The organism is Chromobacterium haemolyticum DSM 19808 (assembly GCF_000711885.1).
Lineage (GTDB): Bacteria > Pseudomonadota > Gammaproteobacteria > Burkholderiales > Chromobacteriaceae > Chromobacterium > Chromobacterium haemolyticum.
This window is the reverse complement of the sequence record NZ_JONK01000012.1, coordinates 94,460-116,779: the sequence shown is the minus strand read 5'-3', so window position 1 is coordinate 116,779 and position 22,320 is coordinate 94,460. Positions and strand designations below refer to the sequence as shown.

The window sequence follows — 22,320 nt, the reverse complement described above, 5'->3', positions numbered from 1 at the left end:
TGACAATGCAACAGAACCTGATCGACGCCGCGCGCGCGGTGGGCACCAAGCCGGTGACGGGGCGTTATTTCTTGTGCCTGTGCAGTAAGTGCGGCTGGCTGGGCAGTTCCGAAGAAACCAGACTGGTTGAAGACCCAATCTTCGGCGACGGCGAATACTTCTGCGCGGTATGTGGCGCGAGTGAGCCGGACGAGGTTGACGCCGCCGAGGCATTCAACGCCATCCTCGCCGGCACTGCCAGCCGGCACCCAGACGATGTTGCCGTCGACCGTTTCGCCTTGGCGATGAAGGCCAAGCTCGCAGACGCGCGGACCAAGGGCCGCACCGGCTGGGACGACCCGGCGCGATGCTCTGTCGAGTACCTGGCGCAGCTGCTCGTCGGCCATCTGACCAAGACCAACGCTGGCAACTTCGAGGACGTGGCCAACCTGGCGATGATGCTGCACCAGCGCGGCGCCGATCCTTCGGTGCTAGCTGAGGCTGCCCGAGAGAAGCCGTCCCCCGAACCGGTGGCGCATGTGAAGCGCTGGACGAACTGCTCGATTATCGACTCGACCGGCTGCAAAACCTACTGGGAAGACCTTCCAGACGGCGCCGCACTCTATACCGAGCCGCCAGTTCCTGCATGGAAGTCATACAAGCAGGGAACGCCGGATTTTGTTTACGGCTGGAATTCATGCCGAGGCGCAATGCTGGCCGGCAAGGAGAAGCAACATGACTGAACTGGAAAAGCAGATGCTTGCCGTGCTGAAGGAATGCGACGAAGCCATGGCGTACATGAGCGAGTACGACATCCCGCTGACGCTGCCTGATCGTGTGAAAGAGGCCATCGCAGCCGCCGAGGCCGCGCAGGCGGCGGCCGTGCCGGAGGGGTTTGTTCTGGTACAGCGTAGCCCCGGCAAGGCCGTGTGCCTTGATGGTGGCCGGTTTCACGGCTGGCTGATGTACCGGCACCCTGATGGGCAATTTGTCTCAGAACGGAAGTTGCAGCCGTGGGAGGTCAAGGAGGCCGCCACGCGCCTGGCGGCCAAGGCGAAAGGGGGCGAGGTATGAAGCTATCTATCGAACGGCGCGCGGTCGCCGCGGTGAAAGCCATGGCCGTCACCCGCGTAGATGTGGAGCGGCTGACGAAGGCAATCGGCGCCGAGTTGGCGAAGTGCCCGGGGGTGAAAGGTGGGCTTGTGTTCGTGCATGAACCAGGCCGGACGCCGTTTCAGATTGACCCGGAAGATATCACCCACCTGAAGCTGGCATACACGCCGGAAGTGCGCGATTCCGAGTTTGGCGGCCACGACTACATGGACGACGACGAAATCGATTACTACCTGAGCGAAGAGTGCCAGCACTGCTTGAGCGCGCACGGACTGGTACGGCAGCGCCGCATTGCCAGGCAGAAGCATGGCCGAGCCAAGGCAGCCGTCACCAAGCTGGGCCGCGAGCTGATGAAAGGGGGCGAGTGATGGCTTACGAGCACTGCACCGGCTTGGAGGGAATCCCGCTATATCCGAATTACGGCCACGCGCCGCACGTCCACGCCAAGCCAGTGGGCGGCACCGTCTTCATCGGCGAGCCGCCGGCCAACTTCATCCCGGATCCGGAGGCGCCGGGCCTGGGGACTTGGTATTGCCCAGCCTGCAAGGAAGGCATGCCGAATGCTGATCTGGACGCTCATCAGCTCATGGCTGAGCTTGGGCCAGCAAGCGAAACCATCAACGCATGGCCGGAGTGGAAGCAAGCACTCGTTGCCAGCCGAAGCGGAGGTAAACCCGAATGAAAACAGAATGCAGCAAGTGCCAGGCGGCAATGCAGCCACCGAAGCCGCCGCCGGCAAGCGAGAGCCCATGGCCTGGCCATACCGCTGTTTTTGTGGTCACCGGCTACAACTGCATGGCCTGCGGCCACTTTAACGACCTGAAGCGTCGGCGCGGGTTCGCTGCGTGGCGCGAGAAGCAAATGGAGGCCTCCCGCCCATGAACCCAGTTATCTTGCAGCCGGCCGTCATGGTCAATGGCGTGCAGTGGAAGCTGTTTGGCGTCGAGTTCGGGACGGCTGACGGTAAATTCGTCACCTGGATTTACGCCGTTGACCACGGCCACGCCGCGCTGATTCTGGACGAGATGAAGGCCACGGCGAAAATTTTAGGCGAATTCGGCGGCGCGATTAACGCGGGCTGACGAGAAAGGATAGCAATGATCACCAAGGAACAACTGGCTACCGAGGCCACCAGCGGCAGAGCTTTCGCTGTGGTGGATGACATCGTCCACGACCCGGACAGGCATTTCGAGGAACTGCAATGGCTCGCGCTGACCATGGCCAGCCACATCGACGCCCAGGCCGCGCGCATCGCTGAGCTGGAGCAGGACGCGGCGCGGTATCGGTGGCTGACTCAAGATGCATACATCGGTGAGTGCTTTACAGAACGAGGCACCGTGCTTGAAATCTGCGGGACAGATAGAGAAATTCCCGTATATCACGAGCGCTCGACTGATAGGGATGAAGTAGACGCGGCCATCGACGCCGCGATGATGATCCAGGGCTGCTCCAGTGGCTGACCAGCAAGCGCCCATCTACCGCTACATCCAGCGGCAAGACGGTGCGGTGATCTACCTCGGCCCGGAGCGGCCGGAGCCTGCACCTGGTACGAGCTGCACCAGGATGGAGTGGCTGCCGGACAAAACGGCGGAGTGGGGCGGGGAGTGGTCACCGCCAGAATTCGTATTTTGAGGGCTGCCCGAGGGTGGCCCTTCTTCATTTTTATATAGATAAGGAATTGCAATGAATACCAACCTGAAACGCACCATCCGCCGCGACGAACTGCGCAAGATGGTCCCGCTGGCCGACTCGACTATCTACGAGATGGAGCGCCGCGGAGAGTTCCCGAAGCGCTTCCCCCTTACCGCGCGCTGCGTGGTCTGGGATTATGACGAGGTGGTGGCCTGGATTCAGGCGCGCAAAGAGGCCGTCAACGACGCAGAAAAGGTTCATGGGCCGGATGTCCATCAGCGCAAGACTCGGCCCACCAAGAAGGCCGCATGAGCCTACATCGTGGGCGGCAGAAGCGAAGGCTTGTAGGGCTTGCATGCGATCCAGCCGTCCACCATGCTTGCCCACTCCTGCAGCATGTGCTGCCGCTGCACCGAGTATTCCGCCTTGTTGTACACCGCGCGCACGCCTTTCTGCTCGTGCGCCAGACACTTCTCGATCCAATCGCTATTGAATCCCGCCTCATGGAGGAGCGACGAGCCAGTCCGCCGCAGGTCGTGGACAGAAAACGGCTCCAGCGCCAGGCCCTGCGCCTGCGCCCGCTCCACCGTCACATCAATGACCCGGTTCAGGGTCGAATTCGACATTCCCTTATCCCCTTCATAGCGCGACGGCAGAATGAACTTCGAGCCGCCGGCGCACGTCTTGAGCGCCACCATGATGTCGAAGGCCTGCTGGGCCAGGTAGACGTTATGCGGCCGGCGCGCCTTCATCCTGCCCGCCGGGATGGTCCACACCGCATCTGTAAAATTCACCTCGTCCCAAGTCGCATTGAGCAGCTCGCTCTTGCGCACCATCGTGAGCAGTACCAGCTTGAGCGCCAGGCGGATAGTCGGCAGCGTGCTGACGTTCTCCAACTGTGCGAAGAAGATCTGGATCTCGTCCGGAGATAGTGCGCGATCCTTTGGCTTGAATGTTGCGATCGACGACGCGCTGACGGTATCGGCCGGGTTCACAACTTTCTGCCCCTTCCCGATGGCCCAGCGGTAAATCTGCTGGACGATCTCGCGTGCGTGTACTGCCGTCGCCGGCGCGCCACGCTCCTTTATCTTGTCGCACAGGTCGCGCAGGTCTTCGTCGCTGATCTCGCTGAGCTTCCGATTCTTGAAGGTGGGCAAGATATCGCGGTTCAGGATGCTCTCGCGCATGGCCTTGGTGCTCTCGGCCATACCGTAATCCTCCAGCCAAGCGACAGTAAATTCGGCAAACGTCTTGGCGGCCCTCTCCTGCTTTTTACCGCGCTGCTTTTCTTTGGCGGGTGACTTGCCTGCGGAGATGTCTTTCTTGGCCTCGATCAGGGCCTCGCGCGCTCCGGCCAGGGTGATGCCTGCCGGCCCATAGCGGCCAATCGTAAGCGTTTCACGGCGCCCGTTCAGTCGGTAGTCGTAGCGGAATGTAATTGTGCCGGCGGGGGACACGGCCACATAGAGGCCGTCGCGGTCGGCGACCTTATACAGCTTGTCCTGTGGCTTGAGATTCTTCAGCTTTGTATCTGTCAGCACGGTTACCGTCTCCGGGTGCGAGTTTTTACCGTCATCGCCAGGGCTGGCGGTAAAACCGCTACAAGCCGCGCCAGTGCTGAATATCAGCCTGATTAATACCGTCGAAATGCGCTTTGCGCGGTGACGGTATGGTGTTTTGAGTCGATGAAACGGATAGGGAATACCGTCAAGAATACCGGTAAAAAAATCCGTCTTCAATCGATAGTTGTCGAAAGCAGAAAAGAGAAAGCCCCAAGCTAAAGCCCGGGGCTGCTGATTTTTACGATAGCCGCCGAATGTCAGCGACTAATGCAATATTATTCCCACTCGATGGTGGCCGGCGGCTTGCCGGACACGTCGTAAACCACGCGGTTGATGCCCTTCACCTCATTGATGATGCGGTTGGACGCGCGGCCCAGCAGGCTGTAAGGCAGTTCCGCCCAGTGGGCGGTCATGAAGTCGCTGGTGACCACGGCGCGCAGCGCGACGACATAATCGTAAGTGCGGCCGTCGCCCATTACGCCAACGGATTTCACCGGCAGGAACACGGCGAAGGCCTGGCTGGTCAGCTCGTACCAGTTCTTGCCGGTTTTCTCGTCCACGGTATTGCGCAGTTCTTCGATGAAGATGGCATCGGCCTGGCGCAGCAGGTCGGCGTATTCTTTCTTCACTTCGCCAAGGATGCGCACGCCAAGGCCCGGGCCCGGGAAGGGGTGACGGTAGACCATGTCGTGCGGCAGGCCGAGCGCGACGCCCAACTGGCGAACTTCGTCCTTGAACAGCTCGCGCAGCGGCTCCAGCAGCTTGAGGTTCATGTCTTCCGGCAGGCCGCCCACATTGTGGTGGCTCTTGATGGTGTGGGCTTTCTTGGTCTTGGCGCCGGCGGATTCGATCACATCCGGGTAGATAGTGCCTTGAGCCAGCCATTTGGCGTTGGTCAGCTTGCCGGATTCGCGGTCGAACACCTCAATGAATTCCGCGCCGATGATCTTGCGCTTCTTCTCCGGATCGCTTTCGCCGGCGAGCTTGCTCATGAAGTCGGCTTCCGCCTGTACATGCACTACTTTCACGCCCAGGTTCTGCGCGAACATTTCCATCACCATCTTGCCTTCATTCAGGCGTAGCAGACCGTGATCCACGAAAACGCAGGTCAGCTGATTGCCGATGGCGCGGTGGATCAGCGCGGCGGCCACGGAGGAGTCCACGCCGCCGGACAGGCCGAGGATGACCTCTTCGTCGCCCACTTGTTCGCGGATTTTCTTCACCGCTTCGTCGATGTAGTTGGGCATGGTCCAACTGGGTTTGCAGCCCGCTACGTGCAGCACAAAGCGGTGGATCATCTCGGTGCCGCGTTTGGTATGTGTCACTTCCGGATGGAACTGCACGCCGTAGAAGCCGCGGGCTTCGTCCGCCATCGCCGCATACGGGCAGGACGGGGTTTCGGCGATCACCTGGAAGCCGGCCGGCAGCGCGGTCACCTTGTCGCCGTGGCTCATCCATACGTCGAGGAAGCCGTTGCCGGCGTCGTCGATCTGATCCTGCAGGCCTTCCAGCAGCTTGGAGTGGTGGCGCGCCTTGATCTGGGCGTAGCCGAACTCGCGTTTGTCGCCGCTTTCAACCTTGCCGCCCAGGGTCTGGGCCATGAACTGCATGCCGTAGCAGATGCCCAGCACGGGAACGCCGAGTTCGAATAGCGCCGGATCTGCCTGGTAGTCGGATTCGTACACCGAGTTCGGGCCGCCGGAGAGGATGATGGCTTTGGGCGCGAACGCGCGGATTTCTTCAAGCGGCATGTCAAACGAATGAAGCTCACAGTAAACGTGAGCTTCGCGTACGCGGCGGGCAATCAGCTGGGTGACCTGAGAGCCGAAATCGAGAATGAGGACTTTGTCCATGCCTATCCTTCAGGAAATGTTGTGGGCCGTGCGGCCATGATGATTGAGATTGTGTCGCAGGAGGTTGAGCGCGCGGCGGCGCGGGCCTGCTTTCATTGTTCGCCGTCCCTCGACGGCAGCCGGAATCTGCGGCTGCGTTCCGGTATATGCTCGCTGCGGGCCAGCAGCATCAGCAGGCCGGCGACGATCATGCCGAAGGACAGCAGATGGCTGGGGCGCAGGCCCAGGTTGTCGTAGAGATAGATCGCGCCGCCGGCGTAGACCAGCAGCGGGCTGGTGACCAGGGTGGATTTGTTGAAGCCGTCCACGATGAACAACAAGACTCCGGCGGCGGCCAGAAGCAAGGCGAGCAGGGTGGATGTGTTGGGCAGCAGCGAGGTGCTTTTCAGAAACCAGACCGATCCCAGGCAAATCAGCACGATGGGCAAGGCCGCGCTGCGGTTCATCAGGCGGCTCCACGCTGGTTTTTCATGAAGCGCTGCTTCTCGCGCTGCCATTCACGGTCTTTTTCAGTGTCGCGCTTGTCGTGCAGCTTTTTGCCTTTGGCCAGCCCCACTTCCGCCTTGATGTTGCCGCGGGTGTAGTGCAGGTCCAGCGCCATCATGGTGTAGCCGGCGCGTTCCACCTTGCCGATGAAGCGGTTGATCTGTTCTTGGGACAGTAACAGCTTGCGCGGACGAACCGGGTCGGCTTTGACGTGGGTGGACGCGGATTGCAGCGGCGTGATGTGGCAGCCGATCAGCCAGAACGCGCCGTTTTTCCAATCCACGTAGCTTTCCTTCAGTTGGACGCGGCCGGCGCGGATGGCCTTGACCTCCCAACCTTCCAGCACGAGCCCGGCTTCGAGCTTTTCCTCGATGAAGTAGTCGTGGAAGGCCTTGCGGTTCTGGATGATGCTCATGTCGCCTACGGGATGTTTTTTGAATGAATCCTCTATTGTATCAGAAGCAGCCGGCTTGCCAAAGCCATGAAAACACAGCGCTTTGACGCGAAGCCGGGATGAGGCTGGGTAGGGCGCGCCGGATTTTGTTAAACTTGCGGTTTTTACCGATGCTGACAATTTCCCGGCCAGGGATGGGGCAGCGGAGACGATAAGCGAGCGATGGATGCAGGTGGTTGAAAAAAGCGTGTTGGTGGCGCATACGCCGGCGCAGATGTTTGCGCTGGTGGATGATATCGAGCATTACAGCCGGTTCCTGCCCTGGTGCGGCAAGGCCGAGGTGTTGTCGCGCGAGGGCGATCAGGTGGTGGCCAGCTTGCACATCGATTATCTGAAAGTGAAGCAGCATTTCACCACTCGCAACACCAATCAAGCGGGCGAGGCCATTCTGATGGAGTTGGTGGATGGTCCGTTCGAGCATTTGGAGGGGCGCTGGCGTTTCCTGCCTTTGGGTGAGATCGGCTGCAAGGTGGAGTTCCGGCTCAGCTATCAGTTTTCCAGCAAGATACTGGAAATGATCATCGGCCCTGTGTTCGGACATATTTCCGGCACGCTGGTGGACGCCTTCATCAAGGAAGCGGACAAGGTGTACGGCGATGACTGAAGTTTTGCAGGTGGAAGTGGCGTTGGCGTTGCCCGAGCTTCAGGAGCTGGTGGTTTTGCGGGTGGCGCCGGGCACAACCGCGCGCCAGGCGGTGGAGCTGTCCGGCCTGCTGGCGCGCGTCCCTGAATGGGCGCCGGAGAGCTTGAAGCTGGGCGTATTCGGCAAGGCGGTCAAGGACGACGTGCCGCTGCGCGAGCATGACAGGGTGGAGATTTACCGCCCCTTGATCGCGGACCCCAAGACGGTGCGGCGTCAACGCGCCGAGGCTGGAAAACAGATGAAAAAAGGCGGCGGGAACTAGCCGCCGCCGAGAGGATGTCCGAGCGCTGTTTATAGCTGGGGCGACATCAGTGAGGGGGGCTGCTCCTCCGCCGAGTGCACGCGGTTCTTGCCGTTGAGTTTGGCTTGATACATTGCCTGGTCGGCGCGCTCCAGCACGTCGGCTTCTTGTTCGCCCAAATGCCATTTGGCGACGCCGGCGCTGAAGGTGATCAGCAGGCGGTCGTTGTTGGCCAAGAAAAACGTTTTGGTTAGTTCGCGCTGCAGCCGCTGCACGGTGGCGACGGCTTCTTCTTCCGGCGTGTCCGGCATCAGGATCACGAATTCCTCACCGCCGAAGCGGGCGACGATATCGGCCGGGCGCAGGCTGTGCTTGATCGTGTCCACCAGGTATTTCAAGGCATCGTCGCCGGCTAGGTGGCCGTATTTGTCGTTCAGTTGCTTGAAGTTGTCCACGTCGAGCAGGGCGACCGACAGTGGCGCGCCGGTGCGCTCCGCGCGGCTGATTTCGCGCTGGAAATGCTCTGCCAGGCCGCGGCGGTTGAAAGCGCCGGTCAATTGATCTTCGCGCACCTTGGCACTGGCAGCTTCCAGCGCGGTTTCCAGTTCGGCGATTCTTTGTTCGGCGGCTTCCACTTGCTCCTTGGCGGACAGCAGCTCATCGCGGGAGCGAGTCAGGTCCAGTTGCATCAGCGAGGTATCTTCCATCAAGGAGCCGATGATGCTGCCCAGCTCCTCGACGTTCTGCGACTGTTTGATGCGAGTGCTGTGGTCCTTGATCTTGTTCTGGAAGTCGTCGGTACTATCCGTCATCATCGCCAGCCGCGAGATGAAGCGGTCCAGCAAGGAGCGCAGCGAGCTTGCCGCCTCGTCCAGCGAGGTTTTCAGTTGGCCTTGCTTGCGGATTACGTCCTTGAGGCTGGACTCCATCTGGTAGACCTGCTGCATGGACAGCGGCTCATGGCTAAGGATGTCTTGCAGCGAATGAACCTGCCCCACCAGGTAGGTGTCCGTGTGGTTGAGCTCGGCGATGTTTTCCAGCAGCAGGCGCAGCAGATTGGTCATCGCGGACACCAAGCGGTCGTCTTGCTGCGATTGCAGCTCCAGCTTGATCATGAAGGCCCGCAGCTTGGGCATGTAGGCGTTGAGCGTGGCGTCGTCGGCCACCTGATTCAGTTCGCCCAGCAGCGCCTCCAGCGCATCCACCAATTCCGGGTAATTGATCAGGCGCGGCTCCAGGCCGTGCTTAAGGGCGAAGCTTAGCGTGCGCTGCCAGGCCAGCCAGCTGTTGCTGGGCGCGTCGGCCCCGTCTTCATCGAGGCCGGCTGCCGGAGCGGGGGTGTCGGAGCTTGCCGCGCCGTTGCCATTGGACGGGGGCATGGACTGGGTCCAGTTCTGAATCAGCGTGGCCAGTTTCTGGTTCAGTTCGTCCGGCTGGTTGCCGTAATTGATCAGCACCCGTTCCAGCGTGGACTGCTTGTGGTGCTGCGGCATATTGGGCAGCCGCAGGTCCCAGTTTCGGATCAGATTTTGGATCAGCATGCCCCAGCTGTGTTGTTGCTGGCTGGCGCTTAGAGAGGCGCGCAGAAAGTCGATGATCAGTTGCGGGGCTTGTTCCCAGCGATTTTCGTCGCAGACTTGCTTGAGGCGGGTAAGAGTGACTTTGGCCTGCACGCTTTCCTGGGGCAGGGTTTCCAGTGCGCGCAGCAGCAACACGGCAAGCTTGTTGTCGCGGTCGACCGGCGTTTGCGTCAACTCGTGATAGACCCGCTCAAAGTTTTCCGGCGTCGGCAACAGCTTGCGCACCGTCAGCTGTTTGAGCGTTTCTCGTGCGACTTCGATGGGGTTTTGTGTTGTCATTGCCCAAACCTTGGACTTTTTTAGACCGGACGTCATTCTTGTTGTCTGTTCAGCTCTACAGTGCGGTCCGGGCGGATATTTAGCGAGGCGTTGGCTTCACCGGATCCAGCAATTGGAAAAAAACTTCACCATTCCGAATCATGCCAAGTTCATTGCGGGCTCTCTCCTCAATGGCGTCCGTCCCCTGTTTTAAATCACGCACTTCCGCGTCCAGCGCGGCGTTGCGGGCCACCAGCTTTTGGGTGGTCGCCCGCTGTTCCTGTAGTTGCTTGTCCAGCTGCCAGACTCTGAGCCAGCTACCTTTTCCAAACCACAACGGCCATTGCAGGGCCAGTATTACTGTCACCAGAGTCAGGGTCAGCCAGCGCATACGATTACTTCAGGTGGTAAAAGGCAGCTTTGCCCGGGTAGTAGGCCGCATCGCCCAGTTCTTCTTCGATGCGCAGCAACTGATTGTATTTAGCCATGCGGTCGGAGCGGGACAGCGAGCCGGTTTTGATCTGCATGCAGTTGGTGGCAACGGCCAGATCCGCGATGGTGCTGTCTTCGGTTTCGCCGGAGCGATGGCTCATAACGCTGGTATAGCGGGAACGCTTCGCGAGATCAACCGCTTTCAGCGTTTCCGACAGCGTGCCGATCTGGTTGACCTTGACCAGCAGCGAGTTGGCGAGGCCGCCTTCGATGCCCTTGGCCAGAATCTTGGGGTTGGTGACGAACAAGTCGTCGCCGACGATCTGCACGCGGGAGCCCAGGCGCTCGGTCAGCAGCTTCCAGCCGTCCCAGTCGTGCTCGCTCATGCCGTCTTCGATCGACAGAATCGGGTAGTTGTTGACCAGGGTTTCCAGGTAGTCGGCGAACTGCTCGGAAGTGAGCTGCAGGCCTTCGGCGGTCAGGTGGTACTTGCCGTCCTTGTAGAACTCGGAGGAGGCGCAGTCCAGCGCCAGCATCACGTCCTGGCCGGCCACGTAGCCGGCGGCGTCGATGGCTTCCAGGATCAGTTTGATCGCGTCTTCATGGCTCTTCAGGTTGGGCGCGAAGCCGCCTTCGTCGCCCACGGTGGTGGCGTAGCCTTTTTGATCGCAAATCTTCTTCAGGCTGTGGAAGATTTCGGCGCCGCAGCGCAGCGCTTCGCGGAAGGTTTGCGCGCCCACCGGCATGATCATGAATTCCTGGATGTCCAGGGTGTTGTTGGCGTGAGCGCCGCCGTTGATGACGTTCATCATCGGAACCGGCAGGGCCATCGGACCGGCGCCGCCCAGGTAGCGGTACAGCGGCAGGCCTGCGTCTTCGGCTGCGGCGCGGGCCACCGCCATGGACACGGCCAGCAGCGCGTTGGCGCCGAGGCGGGATTTGGTTTCGGTGCCGTCCAGTTCGATCAGGGTCTTGTCGATGAAGGCCTGGTCGCTGGCGTCGAGGCCGATGATGGCTTCGCAGATTTCAGTGTTGATGTTTTCCACCGCCTTCAACACGCCCTTGCCCAGATAGCGGCTTTTATCGCCGTCGCGCAGTTCCAGCGCTTCTTTTTCGCCGGTGGAGGCGCCGCTGGGCACCGCCGCGCGGCCCATGACGCCGGACTCCAGCAATACGTCTGCTTCCACGGTCGGATTGCCGCGCGAATCCAGAATCTCACGAGCTACCACATCGATGATCGAACTCATTTACATTTCCTTCAAAGGCTGGTTGTGTTCGGGCGGAGGGCAAGCAACCGGCCGGAGCCGGTTGCGATCTGCGCCTGCCGGTTTACAGGGTGTGTTCCGGCCAGGGATTGTGCTTGACTAACTCGTCCAGCGCCTTGAGCGTAGTCAGTAGTTCCTTCATGCGCGGCAAGGGCCAGGCATTAGGGCCGTCGGACATTGCGCAGGCCGGGTCCGGATGGGTTTCCATGAAGATGCCGGCGATGCCGGACGCCACCGCGGCGCGCGCTAGCACCGGCACGAATTCGCGCTGGCCGCCGGAAGAAGTCCCTTGGCCGCCGGGCAGCTGCACCGAGTGGGTGGCGTCGTAAACCACCGGGCACTGGGTGTCGCGCATGATCATCAGCGAACGCATGTCGGATACGAGATTGTTGTAGCCGAAGGATACGCCGCGCTCGCAGGCCATGAAGCTGTCCGGTTCGAGGTTGGCCTCTTGCGCGGCGGCGCGGGCCTTGTCGATCACGTTCTTCATGTCGCCAGGAGCCAGGAACTGGCCCTTCTTGATGTTCACCGGCTTGCCGCACTGGGCGACGGCGCGGATGAAGTCGGTTTGGCGGCACAGGAAGGCGGGTGTTTGCAGCACATCGACCACGCTGGCGACTTGCACGATTTCATTTTCGCTGTGCACATCGGTCAGCACGGGCACGCCGATCTGACGTTTCACTTCCGAGAGGATGCGCAGGCCTTCATCGATGCCGAAGCCGCGGAAGGAAGAGCCGGAGGAACGGTTGGCCTTGTCGTAGCTCGATTTGTAGATGAAGTTGATGCCCAGCTCTGCGGTGATTTCCTTGAGCTGACCCGCGGTATCCAGCGCCATCTGTTCGCTCTCGATCACGCAGGGACCCGCGATCAGGAACAGCGGCTGGTTGAGGCCGACTTCGAATCCGCACAGTTTCATGCCTTGGGTCCTTGCTTGTCCGCTTGGTATTGCAGCGCCGCTTTCACGTAGGAGATGAACAGCGGGTGGCCGTCGCGCGGAGTCGAGGTGAATTCCGGGTGGAACTGGCAGGCGAAGAACCAGCGGTGGTTCGCCAGCTCGATGGTTTCGACCAGCTTCTCATGGCCGGCGGAGCGGCCGCTGATGGTCAGGCCGGCCTGTTCCAGGCGCGGAATATAGTAATTGTTGACTTCGTAGCGGTGGCGGTGACGCTCTACGATCTCACCGCAGCCGTAAATCTTGGCCGCCAGGGACTCCGGAAGCAGGTCGCATTGCTGGCCGCCCAGACGCATGGTGCCGCCCAGGTTGGAGTTTTCGTCGCGCTTTTCTACCTTGCCGTCGTGGTTGACCCATTCGTCGATCAGCGCCACCACGGGGAAGTTGGTGTCGAGGTCGAACTCCGTGGAGTTGGCGCCGGCCATGCCCGCCACGTCGCGGGCGTATTCGATCAGCGCGATCTGCATGCCCAGGCAGATGCCCATGTAGGGAATATCGTTTTCGCGGGCGAATTTCACCGCTTTGATCTTGCCTTCCACGCCGCGCTTGCCAAAGCCGCCCGGCACCAGAATGGCGTCCATGTCCTTCAGCGAATCGGCGCCGTCGCGCTCGATTTCCTCGGAGTCGACGTAGATGATGTTGACGTTGGTGCGGGTGTGGATGCCGGCGTGCTTCAGCGCTTCGGTCAGCGACTTGTAGGACTCGGTCAAGTCAACGTATTTGCCGACCATGGCGATGTTGATGCTGTGGTCCGGGTGCTCGATCGCGTCGATGATGCGGCCCCATACCGACAGATCCGCCTTGGGCAGGTCCAGCTGCAGCTGCTCGGCGATGATCTCGTCGATGCCCTGGTTGTGGAGCATGGCCGGCACTTTGTAGATGGAGTCGGAGTCGTAACAGCCGATAACGGCGTTTTCTTCCACGTTGCAGAACAGCGCGATCTTGCGCTTTTCGTCTTCCGGCAGTTCGCGGTCCATCCGGCAGAGCAGGATGTCCGGCTGAATGCCGATCTCGCGCAATTCTTTTACCGAGTGCTGGGTCGGTTTGGTCTTGATCTCGCCGGCGGTGGCGATGTAAGGCACATAGGACAGGTGCACGTACAGGGTGTTCTTGCGGCCCAAATTGGAGCGCATCTGGCGGATGGCCTCCAGGAACGGCAGCGATTCGATGTCGCCCACGGTGCCGCCGATCTCGACGATGGCGACGTCCGCGTCGGCCGCGCCTTCGTGCATCTTCAGCTTGATTTCGTCGGTGATGTGCGGGATCACTTGCACGGTGCCGCCCAGGTAGTCGCCGCGGCGCTCCTTGGTGATCACGGACTCGTATACCTGGCCGGTGGTGAAGTTGTTGCTTTTCTTCATCTTCGCGTGGATGAAGCGCTCGTAGTGGCCCAGATCAAGGTCGGTTTCCGCGCCGTCTTCGGTGACGAACACCTCGCCATGCTGGAAAGGGCTCATTGTGCCCGGATCGACGTTGATGTAGGGGTCGAGCTTCAGCATGGTGACTTTCAGCCCGCGAGACTCGAGGATGGCGGCGATGGACGCAGCGGCAATGCCCTTACCCAGGGAGGACACCACACCGCCGGTTACGAAGATGTACTTGGTCATGAGATTACGGCTCTATGGGAATCCGGGATTCTACCCTGAAATCGTTGCGATTTGAATCGCTTCGAACCATGTTGTTGCAAGTCGCGCCGACACCCCGAGCCGCCGCCGGTCGCGTCGCGCGGCTTGGCAAAGAAGTGCTCGCATCTCTGTGGCGAATACGGTACAATTGCCGCCGACTGTTTCATAACACGATCGCGCCCATGCAGTAACAAGGGTGCGTTTTCTGCTTGAGTGTCTGGCTTTATCTATGATATAAAGCCAGCTTTTACCGGTTTTGGGAGTGTTTAACATGGCGCGTGTTTGCAAAGTCACCGGCAAGCGTCCGATGACCGGGAACAATGTTTCCCACGCCAACAATAAGACTAAACGTCGTTTCCTGCCCAACCTGCAATATCGCAAGTTCTGGGTTGAGAGCGAAAACCGCTGGGTGCGTCTGCGCGTATCCAACGCGGCACTGCGTACCATCGACAAGGTTGGCATCGATGTAGTGCTGGCTGATCTGCGCGCTCGCGGCGAGATCTGATTGCGGTCAACCAGAAAGCTACTGAGGTAATAACATGCGCGATAAAATCAAGCTTGAGTCCACTGCTGGCACCGGCCATTTCTACACGACTACGAAGAACAAGCGTACGATGCCGGAAAAAATGGAGATCAAGAAATTTGATCCCGTTGCTCGCAAACACGTTCTGTACAAAGAAACCAAGCTGAAATAAGCCGGTTTCCGCGGGAACGCGAAAGTAAAGAGCCCTTCTCTGGTGCACGGAGAAGGGTTTTTTTCTTTATGGTTCGGGACTAAAAAACCCCGTCAAGCATGCTTGGCGGGGTTTTGCGTTTAATCGGCGCTTAGGCGGCTGAAAGTCTTTTTGGCGAATACCAAGTCTTGCCAGGCTTTTTGTTTGTCCGGCTGATTGCGCAACAGGTAGGCCGGGTGATAGCTGACGATCAAAGGGATGTCCTGGTAGCTGTGCAGCTTGCCGCGCAATTGACCAATGCCTTTTTCTGTTTGCAGCAGAGTTTGGGCGGCAAAACGGCCAAGCGCCAGAATCAATGTGGGCTGGATGTGCTGAATTTGCTGGATCAGATAGTTCTGACAGGAGGCAATTTCATCGCCGCTAGGATTGCGGTTGCCGGGCGGGCGGCATTTGAGCACGTTGGCGATATATACATCGCGGTCACGGTCCAGTCCGGTAGCGCTCAGCATATTGTCCAGCAACTGGCCGGCGCGGCCGACGAAGGGCTGGCCTTGTCTGTCCTCTTGTTCGCCCGGCGCTTCGCCGATCAACAGCCAGCGCGCCTGCTTGTTGCCGCGACCGAAAACGGTTTGAGTGCGCGTTTGGCAAAGGCGGCAGTCGCGGCAGTCGCGTACCGCGCGTTCGAGCGCGTCCCACTCTAGCAAAGGCGAGGTGTGGGCTTGAAGCGCGGGAGACGCGGCGGGCGGGACGATGTCGGCTGCAGGCGAGGGGGCAAGCAGTACGGCCGGCTGGGCCGGCGTGACGGCGTCCTCGCGCGGCGGTGCCAGGCACTCCTCCGGCACCATATCGGTTTCCAACAGTGTTTCCGGTGGACGGCTTAGCGCCGCAGGATGCTGCTCGAACCAACCGGGGCGAGCTTCCCAGGATGGGCCTAGTCCTATCACGCTTTGAATCAGCGCGGCGCGGTTCATAGCGTGGTCTCCATCAGGACCGCGTCTTCGCGGCCGTCGGCGCAGGGGTAGTAGTTCTTGCGTCTGCCGTTTTCAACGAAACCTTGGCTTGCGTACAGGCTGCGGGCAACGGCGTTGCCGGCCCGTACTTCCAGGAATAGGCGCCGTGCACCGCTTGCGGCCAGAGTGGCGCTTAGTTCTCGCAGTAGTTGTTTGCCCAAGCCCTGGCCTTGCCATTGTGGGTCTATCACGATGTTGAGCAGTTCCGCTTCGTCCAGCACGCTCTGGGTAACGGCGAAGCCTTGTAGCTGGTTCGAGGCGAACAGGCCGTGAAACTGGTGACCGCAGCGCACGGAGTCCTGGTATTGGGCGGCGGACCAGCCGTGCGCGCAGGCGCGGCTCTCTAGCTCGGCCAGCTGCCTCGCGTCGTCAGGCAGGAAGGTGCGGTAGTCCGGGGTCATTTCTGGCGCGCCTGCTGCTGTTCCTGTGCGGTCAGGGCGACTTTATTGCGCACGTACAGTAGTTCCGCTTCGCGCGGGTGAGTTTGGGGATAACGGCCGCTGCGCGCCATGGAGAAGTAGGCGACGGCGTTGGGCAGCAGATCCGCGCGGACAATAGCGGCGCCGGCATTGTCTTGCAGACCGGGATAGCGTTCAAAGCCGTCGCCTGCGGCAATATCGACTCGCTCCGGCCAAAGCACGGCTTCCGGCGCGCCGACGCTTATCGGGTCCAGCCGTTCCGGCGCGGCGCCTTCGGCGACTCGATAGCAGGCGCTGTAAACCTGCTGCATCCTGGCGTCGAGACAGACCAGCACCGTGCCAGCGCCGGCTTGTTGAGCGACGTTGTCCAGCGTGGGAATGCCGATGACGGGAATGCCGGCGGAGAAAGCCAGCCCTTGAGCCAGGCCGCAGGCGATGCGCAGGCCGGTGAAGGAGCCGGGGCCCTGGCCGAAGGCGATGGCGTCGAGTTGCTCCAGGCGCAGTTCCGCCTGTTCCAACAGGCGAGCCAATTCCGGCAGCGCGCGTTCCGCGTGCTTTTGCTCGACTTTCTCGTGGAAGGAGAAAATACGCGAGCCGTTGTCAATGGCTAGGGATAGAAACGAGGTGGAACAATCAATGGCAAGCAATTTCATCGGGGAATTCGGTCTCAAGCTTAAGCGCGTACTGCAAGACTGCGAATTATAAGCCGAGTTCTTCCACCCAGGCGAGCGCGGAGACATGGGCCTGGTTGAACTGTTCGCTGCTGAGGTTCAATTGGGCGCAGAGTTCTGGCACGCCGGTGAGTTGGCCGTCCTCGCAGGCTTTGACCAGTTTGAGGAAGCGGCTCATCGTGCCTTTTTCGTGCAACAGGGCTTCGGTGATGGTTTCCGGCAGTTGCAGGTGCTCGATGATGTTGGCCATCGGCATGTCGAACAGCACGTCCAACAGGCTGAACATGCCGATGATGAACAGATTGTCGCAGGTGTCGTGGCGCTCGCCGTGGGCTTTGCCCAGCAACTCCATGAAGCGGCCGCGTGTGACGGCGGTTTTTTGCAGCGCCGGGGGCGCGTGGCCCTCCTCGGAGGCGGTGACCAGCAGCAGAGTCAGCCAGCGGTAGAGCTTTTGGTATCCCAGTACGGTGACGGCGTGGGAGAAGGAGCTGATGCTGGTGTTCAGGCCGGCGGCGGCGGAGTTGACGTAGCGCAGCAGCTTGTAAGACAGGGCCAGGTCGCGTTTGAGAACCTGCTCGACGTCGCGGATGTCGGCGTCCAGCCGCAGCAGGTTGAGCAACTCCAGGGTGTTGCGAAAAGATGGGTGAATGACCTTGGCGGACAGCGTTTCCGGCTGGGCGAAGTAGAAGCCCTGAAAACCGTCCATGCCCAGTTCCTTGCATAGATGGAACTGAGCGTGGGTTTCCACGCGTTCGGCGATGCGGATCACCGGATAGCTGCGCAAGCGCGACGCCAGCATCTGGAAGCGGTTGGTGTCTTGGTGCTGGATGTCCAGCTTGACGTAGTTGGCCAGCTCCAGAAAGGCCGCAGCCGGCGATTCGAAGCTGAAGTCGTCCAGAGAAATGCCGAAACCCAGCGAGCGAAGGTGCCGCGCGCGCGACAGCAGTTCGTTGGAGGGCACGATGCGCGGCGAGATGTCGAGAATGACGCGGCGTGGCGGCAGCAGCTCAAGAAACTCGCTGCTGAGCATGGCTTCGCCGATGTTGATGAAGGCCAGCTTGCTGCCGATCAGCCAACTGGTGCCCATATTGTTGAGGGTGTTGACCAGCACCTGAGTGTCGGCTTGCAGTTCTGTATGCTTGCCTACGCCTGAGGCCTCGCCGCTGGGACGAAAAAGCAGCTCATAGCCAATGAGCTGCTGGTTGCGGTTGAGAACGGCCTGCCTGCCTATGAAGGCGCTCGTCGAGGTCATTGTCCCGGTATGCCTTCTCAGGTGGCGATCAGGTCCGTGGATCGGGTGACGCTGTTGTTGGCCTCGCTGGAGGAAAGCAGATCTTCCATGTCGAGAACCAGTACGACGGAGCCGTCGCCGGACAGGGTGGCGCCTGCCACGCCTTTCGGACGAATGTTCTGCAGCGGCTTGATCACTACGTCGTCGCGGCCGACGAAGGAGTCGATCGCCAGGATGAAGGACTTTTCCGCGGACTGCATCAATACGCCGAAGTAGGGCTTTTGCGTTGGCTCCCAGCCCAGCAGGCCGGCCAGGGTTTTCAGCGGAAGGATTTCGTCGCGCACCACGATGGTGGGTTTGCCGGACACTTCCTGGATCGCGTTCGGGTCGATGGTGATGATTTCGCGCACCATCGCCAGAGGCACGGCGAACGGTTGGTTGCAGGCGCGCACCACCAGTACCGGCAGGATGGCCAGCGTCAGCGGCAGCGAGATGCTGATGCGGGTGCCTTCGCCCGGCACCGAATTGATGTCGATGCGGCCGTTCAGCTTCTGGATGTTGGTGCGGACCACGTCCATGCCCACACCGCGGCCGGACACGCTGGAAATCTGGTCCTTGGTGGAGAAGCCAGGCAGGAAAATCAGCTGCAGGCACTGCTTCTCATCCAGGGAGTTGGCGCTTTCCTGGTCGATCAGGCCTTTTTCGATCGCCTTGCGGCGGAGGGCGTCGGCATTCATGCCTTTGCCGTCGTCGGTGATCTCGATCAGGATGTGATCGCCCACTTGCTCCGCGGTCAGTTGCACCAGAGCCTGCGGCTTCTTGCCGGCGGCGATACGGTCTTCAGGCTGTTCGATGCCGTGATCGACGGCGTTGCGCACCAAGTGGACCAGAGGATCGTTCAAGTCCTCGATCATGGTCTTGTCCAGCTCGGTTTCTTCGCCGGAAAGCACCAGTTCGACTTCCTTGCCCAACTGACGGGCGAGGTCGCGCGCCAAGCGCGGGTATTTCTGGAACAGGCGGCCAATCGGCTGCATGCGGGTTTTCATCACCGCGTTCTGCAGATCTCCCACCAGCAGGTCCAATTGGCTGATCGCTTCGTCCAGCGAGCGCAGCGTGTTGGTGTCGCGGTTGCCTTGCAGGATCTCGGTGCGCAGCGTGGTCAGGCGGTTCTTGGTCAGGCCGATTTCACCGGACAGGTTGAGCACCATGTCTAGACGCACGGTATCGATGCGGATGGTGTTTTCCTGGGGGCCGCTGCTGCTGGGCGCACTGGCGGCCGGTTTGTTCTGAGCCGGCTTGGCCGCGGGCTTAGCCGCCGGGGCGGCTGCTACCGGGGCGGCTGCTACCGGGGCCGGTGGCGCAGCGGGAGCCGCCGCCTGGGGGGCGGGCGCAGCCGTCGGGGCGGCGGGCGCGCCGCCGGGGGTGACGGCTTGATAGAGCTGATTCCAGTCCGGGCCTTGACCGTTGCCTGCGGGCTGCGGCGCGGCCGCAGCGGCCGGGGCTGGCGTTGCAACCGGGGCAGGGGCTGCCACTGGGGCGGGTTCGGCCGCCGCGGTATCTTCGGACAGCGCTTCGCCTGCCAGTGCCGCGTCCAAAGCCGCCAGGATGCGCGGATCGGCTTCGCTGGGCATCAGGCCCTGGCCCATGGTGCCGAACATGTCGCGCACGATGCCCGTGGCGTCAAGAATCACGTCCATGATGCCGGCGGTGATGTGCAGTTGGCCGTTGCGGAGTTTGTCGAACAAGTTTTCGGTGCGATGGCATAGGTTGATCATCGGGCCGACGTTGAGAAAGCCGGCGCCGCCCTTGATGGTGTGGAAGCCTCTGAAAATGTCGTTCAGCAGTGCCTTGTCTTCCGGACGCTTTTCCAGTTCGACCAGTTTATTGTCTACATCGGAAAGGAGATCCGTAGACTCCATCAAGAAGTCTTGCAGCAGCTCTTCCATGCCGGCGAATTCGCTCATTTTCCACTCCCGCCACGCCTTGCTCGCGTGCTCTGTTCTGCGTGTTGTTCGTTAGAAGCCCAGGCTTTCCAGCAGGTCGTCGACCTGTTGCTGGCTGCTGACCACATCGGTGCGCCCTTCCGGATTGATCACGGGGCCGTTCAGCAGATTGGTGCCCATGCCCAGCTCTTCTTTTTTCGCCTCTGGCGAGAACTCGATCAGGAAATTGACCAGCTCGCTTTCCAGCAGCTTGACCATGCCCATCATCTTTTTGATGACTTGGCCGGTCAGATCCTGAAAGTCCTGCGCCATGACGATTTCCAGCAACTGTGTGCTGGTGGCCTGGGTCTGGGCCGGCACTTCATTTAAGTAGGTGCGCGTGTCGGCTGCAAGTTGCTGGAACTCTTCCACGGTCAACAGGTTGGCGTACAGCCGTTCCCAGCGCGAGGACAATTCCAGCGCCTTGCTTTCCAGCTGGTCCTGATACGGTTTGGCCAGGTCAGTGGCGTTGAGCACGCGTTCGGCGGAATTTTCCGTCAGGGTGGCGATGTAAGTCAGCCTGTCCTTGGCATCCGGAATCGCGTCCGCCATTTTTTCCAGAGATTTGTCGTAGCCTAGATCGCGTAGCGCATCATGCATTTTGCGGGTTAACTGACCAATTTGTTCGTACATCGAGGTAGGACTGCCGGCAGTCCCGGCTGGCTGCGGAGAGGCCGCCGCGGCTTCCGACGCGGCGGGTTCCGGCTCCGGAGGGGCGCTCTGTTGCATCGAGATGCTGTCGAACAGGGCCTCAAGCTCCGGGTTATCCCCGCTTTCCATGATGTGATTGGACACGGTAAATCCTCCTCAATACTGACGCAGACCGTTTTTTTTCGGCACTCAGGCTGGTTTATTCATGTTCTGGAAGATCTTGCTCATTTTCTCTTCCATGGTGGCGGCAGTGAAAGGCTTCACGATGTAACCGCTGGCTCCGGCCATGGCCGCTTCAATGATGTTTTCGCGTTTGGCTTCCGCGGTAATCATCATGAAGGGCAGGTGTTTGAGCTGGGCGTCGGCACGAACCGCCTTGAGCAGTTCGATGCCGGTCATATTGGGCATGTTCCAGTCGGAAACGATGAAGTCGAAATGCTGAGTCTTCAACTTGTGCAGCGCAACCATGCCGTCTTCGGCTTCGTCGACATTGGTGAATCCTAGCTCTTTCAAAAGGTTGCGCACGATTCTCCGCATCGTGGAGAAGTCGTCTACGACTAGGAAGCGAATATTCTTGTCTGCCATTGAGGTGTGTCCTGATTTATCTGAAATTCATCGAGCCGCATATTGTAGCGACTACCTCTGCAGGAATGGAATCAAAGTTTCGGCCAGCACGCCGGGGTCGAACTTGGCGACATAGGCGTCCACGCCCACGCTGGAGCCCATCGCGCGGTTGGCGTTGGAGGACAGCGAGGAGTGCATCACGACCGGGATGCCGCGGAAGCGCTGATCGGATTTGATCAGCTTGGTCAGCACATAGCCGTCCATTTCCGGCATTTCGGCGTCCACGAGGATGATCTTCAGGTGGTCGTGCAGGCACTCGTCCTCGCCGAAGTTGCGGTTGGCCAGCGTTTGCAGCCGGTCCCATGCCTCGCGGCCGTTGGTGGCCTGCTGGAATTTGATGCCCATCTTTTCCAGCACGCCGGTGATTTCCTTGCGGGCCACGACAGAGTCGTCGACGAAGAAGATGTACTGATCGTTTTCCAGCTGGGCGGTGGGCACGTCGGGCAGGCGTGGCTCGCCGACCACGCTGGCCAGGATTTGCTCCACGTCCAGGATGGATACCAGCTTGCCGTTTTCCAGTTCGGTAATCGCGGTGATCAGATTCTGATTGGTGCCGCTGGCCGCCATCATGTTTTCCGGCGCGCGCACCTTGTCCCAGTCCACGCGGATGATGCGGTCCACCGAGTCAACCAGGAAGGCCTGGGTGCTCTTGTTGAATTCGGTGACGATCATGGTTTCGTAGCTGCGGGTCTGGTCGGCGCCGATGAATTTGCCAAGCGAAATGACCGGGATGATGTTGCCGCGCAGCGACAGCACGCCTTCCACGCCAAAAGGCATGTTCGGCGTTTTGGTGATGGCGGGCGTCTGCGACACCTCGCGCACTTTGAAAACGTTGATGCCGAAGGTTTCCCGCGTTCCAAGCGAAAACAGCAGGATTTCCATTTTGTTGGAACCCGCCAGTTTGGTCCTGGCGTCAACGCTTGCAAGCAAGGAGGCGTCTGTGGCTGCCATATCTGTCCCTCTCCCTTAATGCTTTTGCTTAC

General features: G+C 60.4%; 28 protein-coding genes. 11 read left to right on the top strand and 17 right to left on the bottom strand.

The genetic code is table 11. The annotated features are described in order from the left end of the window. Nucleotides 1-5: 5 nt before the first annotated feature. The 7 genes from BR71_RS22865 to BR71_RS09175 all read left to right on the top strand — a co-directional run bounded on the left by BR71_RS22865 (nt 6) and on the right by BR71_RS09175 (nt 3,036). Nucleotides 6-722, top strand: a complete 717-nt coding sequence (locus BR71_RS22865; protein ID WP_052370450.1) for a hypothetical protein — start codon at nt 6-8, stop codon at nt 720-722. Further along, on the top strand, nt 715-1,053 hold the full coding sequence (locus tag BR71_RS09205) for a hypothetical protein (protein WP_043636012.1): 339 nt from the start codon (nt 715-717) through the stop codon (nt 1,051-1,053). Before BR71_RS22865 ends, BR71_RS09205 begins: the two co-directional genes overlap by 8 nt. Further along, nucleotides 1,050-1,460 (top strand): hypothetical protein, encoded by a 411-nt coding sequence (locus BR71_RS09200; RefSeq protein WP_043636009.1) that lies wholly within the window; start codon nt 1,050-1,052, stop codon nt 1,458-1,460. Before BR71_RS09205 ends, BR71_RS09200 begins: the two co-directional genes overlap by 4 nt. Next, a complete protein-coding gene (locus BR71_RS09195; protein ID WP_043636006.1) occupies nt 1,460-1,774 on the top strand; it encodes a hypothetical protein in 315 nt (104 codons plus the stop codon). The genes BR71_RS09200 and BR71_RS09195 overlap by 1 nt, the downstream gene beginning before the upstream one ends. A gap of 196 nt (nt 1,775-1,970) precedes the next feature. Next, the gene (locus BR71_RS09190; RefSeq protein ID WP_043636003.1) at nt 1,971-2,174 is read left to right on the top strand and encodes a hypothetical protein; all 204 of its coding nucleotides are present in this window, start codon (nt 1,971-1,973) and stop codon (nt 2,172-2,174) included. Between the two features lie 15 nt (nt 2,175-2,189). After that, entirely contained in the window at nt 2,190-2,552 is a 363-nt protein-coding gene (locus tag BR71_RS09185; protein WP_043635998.1) for a hypothetical protein, read from the top strand. 223 nt (nt 2,553-2,775) lie between these two features. Then, a complete protein-coding gene (locus BR71_RS09175) occupies nt 2,776-3,036 on the top strand; it encodes a helix-turn-helix transcriptional regulator (RefSeq protein ID WP_043635992.1) in 261 nt (86 codons plus the stop codon). 2 nt (nt 3,037-3,038) lie between these two features. Here the strand turns inward: BR71_RS09175 and BR71_RS09170 are convergent, their stop codons facing one another. The 4 genes from BR71_RS09170 to smpB form a co-directional block, all read right to left on the bottom strand. Further along, nucleotides 3,039-4,463 (bottom strand): tyrosine-type recombinase/integrase, encoded by a 1,425-nt coding sequence (locus BR71_RS09170; RefSeq protein ID WP_425265932.1) that lies wholly within the window; start codon nt 4,461-4,463, stop codon nt 3,039-3,041. Between the two features lie 98 nt (nt 4,464-4,561). Beyond that, nucleotides 4,562-6,145 carry a glutamine-hydrolyzing GMP synthase gene (guaA, locus tag BR71_RS09165; RefSeq protein ID WP_114153825.1) on the bottom strand — a complete coding sequence of 528 codons (1,584 nt, stop codon included), beginning with the start codon at nt 6,143-6,145 and terminating at the stop codon, nt 4,562-4,564. A gap of 86 nt (nt 6,146-6,231) precedes the next feature. Then, the gene (locus BR71_RS09160) at nt 6,232-6,585 is read right to left on the bottom strand and encodes a hypothetical protein (protein ID WP_019103541.1); all 354 of its coding nucleotides are present in this window, start codon (nt 6,583-6,585) and stop codon (nt 6,232-6,234) included. Next, on the bottom strand, nt 6,585-7,040 hold the full coding sequence (gene smpB, locus BR71_RS09155) for an SsrA-binding protein SmpB (protein WP_019103542.1): 456 nt from the start codon (nt 7,038-7,040) through the stop codon (nt 6,585-6,587). The genes BR71_RS09160 and smpB overlap by 1 nt, the downstream gene beginning before the upstream one ends. 205 nt (nt 7,041-7,245) lie before the next feature. Here smpB and BR71_RS09150 point away from each other — a divergent pair, with 205 nt between their 5' ends. Further along, on the top strand, nt 7,246-7,683 hold the full coding sequence (locus tag BR71_RS09150) for a type II toxin-antitoxin system RatA family toxin (protein ID WP_019103543.1): 438 nt from the start codon (nt 7,246-7,248) through the stop codon (nt 7,681-7,683). After that, nucleotides 7,676-7,984, top strand: a complete 309-nt coding sequence (locus BR71_RS09145; RefSeq protein WP_043635981.1) for an RnfH family protein — start codon at nt 7,676-7,678, stop codon at nt 7,982-7,984. Before BR71_RS09150 ends, BR71_RS09145 begins: the two co-directional genes overlap by 8 nt. Nucleotides 7,985-8,013: 29 nt before the next feature. Here the strand turns inward: BR71_RS09145 and BR71_RS09140 are convergent, their stop codons facing one another. The 5 genes from BR71_RS09140 to BR71_RS09120 form a co-directional block, all read right to left on the bottom strand. Next, complete coding sequence (locus BR71_RS09140; RefSeq protein WP_043635977.1) at nt 8,014-9,822, bottom strand: GGDEF domain-containing protein; 1,809 nt, start codon at nt 9,820-9,822, stop codon at nt 8,014-8,016. A 79-nt stretch (nt 9,823-9,901) separates the two neighbouring features. Beyond that, nucleotides 9,902-10,192: a cell division protein FtsB gene (gene ftsB, locus BR71_RS09135; RefSeq protein ID WP_019103546.1), complete on the bottom strand. Its 291-nt coding sequence runs from the start codon at nt 10,190-10,192 to the stop codon at nt 9,902-9,904. Between the two features lie 4 nt (nt 10,193-10,196). Next, on the bottom strand, nt 10,197-11,480 hold the full coding sequence (gene eno, locus BR71_RS09130) for a phosphopyruvate hydratase (protein WP_043635974.1): 1,284 nt from the start codon (nt 11,478-11,480) through the stop codon (nt 10,197-10,199). An 82-nt stretch (nt 11,481-11,562) separates the two neighbouring features. After that, on the bottom strand, nt 11,563-12,414 hold the full coding sequence (gene kdsA, locus BR71_RS09125; protein ID WP_043635969.1) for a 3-deoxy-8-phosphooctulonate synthase: 852 nt from the start codon (nt 12,412-12,414) through the stop codon (nt 11,563-11,565). Then, complete coding sequence (locus BR71_RS09120; protein WP_043635965.1) at nt 12,411-14,057, bottom strand: CTP synthase; 1,647 nt, start codon at nt 14,055-14,057, stop codon at nt 12,411-12,413. Before BR71_RS09120 ends, kdsA begins: the two co-directional genes overlap by 4 nt. Before the next feature lie 289 nt (nt 14,058-14,346). Here BR71_RS09120 and rpmB point away from each other — a divergent pair, with 289 nt between their 5' ends. Both rpmB and rpmG read left to right on the top strand, forming a co-directional pair. Then, nucleotides 14,347-14,580 (top strand): 50S ribosomal protein L28, encoded by a 234-nt coding sequence (gene rpmB, locus BR71_RS09115; protein WP_011137003.1) that lies wholly within the window; start codon nt 14,347-14,349, stop codon nt 14,578-14,580. Between the two features lie 34 nt (nt 14,581-14,614). After that, entirely contained in the window at nt 14,615-14,770 is a 156-nt protein-coding gene (rpmG, locus tag BR71_RS09110) for a 50S ribosomal protein L33 (protein ID WP_017506994.1), read from the top strand. Between the two features lie 119 nt (nt 14,771-14,889). Here the strand turns inward: rpmG and BR71_RS09105 are convergent, their stop codons facing one another. Genes BR71_RS09105 through BR71_RS09070 form a run of 8 tightly spaced genes read right to left on the bottom strand, consistent with a single transcriptional unit; the run spans nt 14,890 to nt 22,288 of the window. Then, complete coding sequence (locus BR71_RS09105) at nt 14,890-15,720, bottom strand: uracil-DNA glycosylase (RefSeq protein ID WP_043635955.1); 831 nt, start codon at nt 15,718-15,720, stop codon at nt 14,890-14,892. Next, a complete protein-coding gene (gene rimI / locus BR71_RS09100; protein WP_052370449.1) occupies nt 15,717-16,160 on the bottom strand; it encodes a ribosomal protein S18-alanine N-acetyltransferase in 444 nt (147 codons plus the stop codon). Before rimI ends, BR71_RS09105 begins: the two co-directional genes overlap by 4 nt. Further along, nucleotides 16,157-16,831 carry a tRNA (adenosine(37)-N6)-threonylcarbamoyltransferase complex dimerization subunit type 1 TsaB gene (gene tsaB, locus BR71_RS09095; protein ID WP_043635951.1) on the bottom strand — a complete coding sequence of 225 codons (675 nt, stop codon included), beginning with the start codon at nt 16,829-16,831 and terminating at the stop codon, nt 16,157-16,159. Before tsaB ends, rimI begins: the two co-directional genes overlap by 4 nt. 46 nt (nt 16,832-16,877) lie before the next feature. Next, entirely contained in the window at nt 16,878-18,101 is a 1,224-nt protein-coding gene (locus BR71_RS09090) for an EAL and HDOD domain-containing protein (protein WP_043635948.1), read from the bottom strand. A 17-nt stretch (nt 18,102-18,118) separates the two neighbouring features. Then, nucleotides 18,119-20,044: a chemotaxis protein CheA gene (locus BR71_RS09085; protein ID WP_081862607.1), complete on the bottom strand. Its 1,926-nt coding sequence runs from the start codon at nt 20,042-20,044 to the stop codon at nt 18,119-18,121. A 51-nt stretch (nt 20,045-20,095) separates the two neighbouring features. Next, nucleotides 20,096-20,857: a protein phosphatase CheZ gene (gene cheZ, locus BR71_RS09080; protein ID WP_043635944.1), complete on the bottom strand. Its 762-nt coding sequence runs from the start codon at nt 20,855-20,857 to the stop codon at nt 20,096-20,098. Nucleotides 20,858-20,902: 45 nt separating this feature from the next. Continuing rightward, a complete protein-coding gene (gene cheY / locus BR71_RS09075) occupies nt 20,903-21,298 on the bottom strand; it encodes a chemotaxis response regulator CheY (protein WP_019103157.1) in 396 nt (131 codons plus the stop codon). A gap of 51 nt (nt 21,299-21,349) precedes the next feature. Beyond that, nucleotides 21,350-22,288, bottom strand: a complete 939-nt coding sequence (locus BR71_RS09070) for a chemotaxis protein (protein ID WP_043635942.1) — start codon at nt 22,286-22,288, stop codon at nt 21,350-21,352. Nucleotides 22,289-22,320: the final 32 nt, after the last annotated feature.

Coding starts and splice junctions, on each gene's coding strand:
- eno (WP_043635974.1), bottom strand. CDS start 11,480: ATGAGTTCGATCATCGATGTGGTAGCTCGTGAGATTCTGGATTCGCGC.
- BR71_RS09140 (WP_043635977.1), bottom strand. CDS start 9,822: ATGACAACACAAAACCCCATCGAAGTCGCACGAGAAACGCTCAAACAG.
- BR71_RS09175 (WP_043635992.1), top strand. CDS start 2,776: ATGAATACCAACCTGAAACGCACCATCCGCCGCGACGAACTGCGCAAG.
- rpmG (WP_017506994.1), top strand. CDS start 14,615: ATGCGCGATAAAATCAAGCTTGAGTCCACTGCTGGCACCGGCCATTTC.
- BR71_RS22865 (WP_052370450.1), top strand. CDS start 6: ATGCAACAGAACCTGATCGACGCCGCGCGCGCGGTGGGCACCAAGCCG.
- BR71_RS09090 (WP_043635948.1), bottom strand. CDS start 18,101: ATGACCTCGACGAGCGCCTTCATAGGCAGGCAGGCCGTTCTCAACCGC.
- BR71_RS09105 (WP_043635955.1), bottom strand. CDS start 15,720: ATGAACCGCGCCGCGCTGATTCAAAGCGTGATAGGACTAGGCCCATCC.
- BR71_RS09205 (WP_043636012.1), top strand. CDS start 715: ATGACTGAACTGGAAAAGCAGATGCTTGCCGTGCTGAAGGAATGCGAC.
- BR71_RS09185 (WP_043635998.1), top strand. CDS start 2,190: ATGATCACCAAGGAACAACTGGCTACCGAGGCCACCAGCGGCAGAGCT.
- BR71_RS09195 (WP_043636006.1), top strand. CDS start 1,460: ATGGCTTACGAGCACTGCACCGGCTTGGAGGGAATCCCGCTATATCCG.
- kdsA (WP_043635969.1), bottom strand. CDS start 12,414: ATGAAACTGTGCGGATTCGAAGTCGGCCTCAACCAGCCGCTGTTCCTG.
- ftsB (WP_019103546.1), bottom strand. CDS start 10,192: ATGCGCTGGCTGACCCTGACTCTGGTGACAGTAATACTGGCCCTGCAA.
- rimI (WP_052370449.1), bottom strand. CDS start 16,160: ATGACCCCGGACTACCGCACCTTCCTGCCTGACGACGCGAGGCAGCTG.
- cheY (WP_019103157.1), bottom strand. CDS start 21,298: ATGGCAGACAAGAATATTCGCTTCCTAGTCGTAGACGACTTCTCCACG.
- BR71_RS09145 (WP_043635981.1), top strand. CDS start 7,676: ATGACTGAAGTTTTGCAGGTGGAAGTGGCGTTGGCGTTGCCCGAGCTT.
- BR71_RS09150 (WP_019103543.1), top strand. CDS start 7,246: ATGCAGGTGGTTGAAAAAAGCGTGTTGGTGGCGCATACGCCGGCGCAG.
- BR71_RS09190 (WP_043636003.1), top strand. CDS start 1,971: ATGAACCCAGTTATCTTGCAGCCGGCCGTCATGGTCAATGGCGTGCAG.
- smpB (WP_019103542.1), bottom strand. CDS start 7,040: ATGAGCATCATCCAGAACCGCAAGGCCTTCCACGACTACTTCATCGAG.
- BR71_RS09085 (WP_081862607.1), bottom strand. CDS start 20,044: ATGAGCGAATTCGCCGGCATGGAAGAGCTGCTGCAAGACTTCTTGATG.
- BR71_RS09160 (WP_019103541.1), bottom strand. CDS start 6,585: ATGAACCGCAGCGCGGCCTTGCCCATCGTGCTGATTTGCCTGGGATCG.
- BR71_RS09120 (WP_043635965.1), bottom strand. CDS start 14,057: ATGACCAAGTACATCTTCGTAACCGGCGGTGTGGTGTCCTCCCTGGGT.
- BR71_RS09200 (WP_043636009.1), top strand. CDS start 1,050: ATGAAGCTATCTATCGAACGGCGCGCGGTCGCCGCGGTGAAAGCCATG.
- BR71_RS09070 (WP_043635942.1), bottom strand. CDS start 22,288: ATGGCAGCCACAGACGCCTCCTTGCTTGCAAGCGTTGACGCCAGGACC.
- tsaB (WP_043635951.1), bottom strand. CDS start 16,831: ATGAAATTGCTTGCCATTGATTGTTCCACCTCGTTTCTATCCCTAGCC.
- rpmB (WP_011137003.1), top strand. CDS start 14,347: ATGGCGCGTGTTTGCAAAGTCACCGGCAAGCGTCCGATGACCGGGAAC.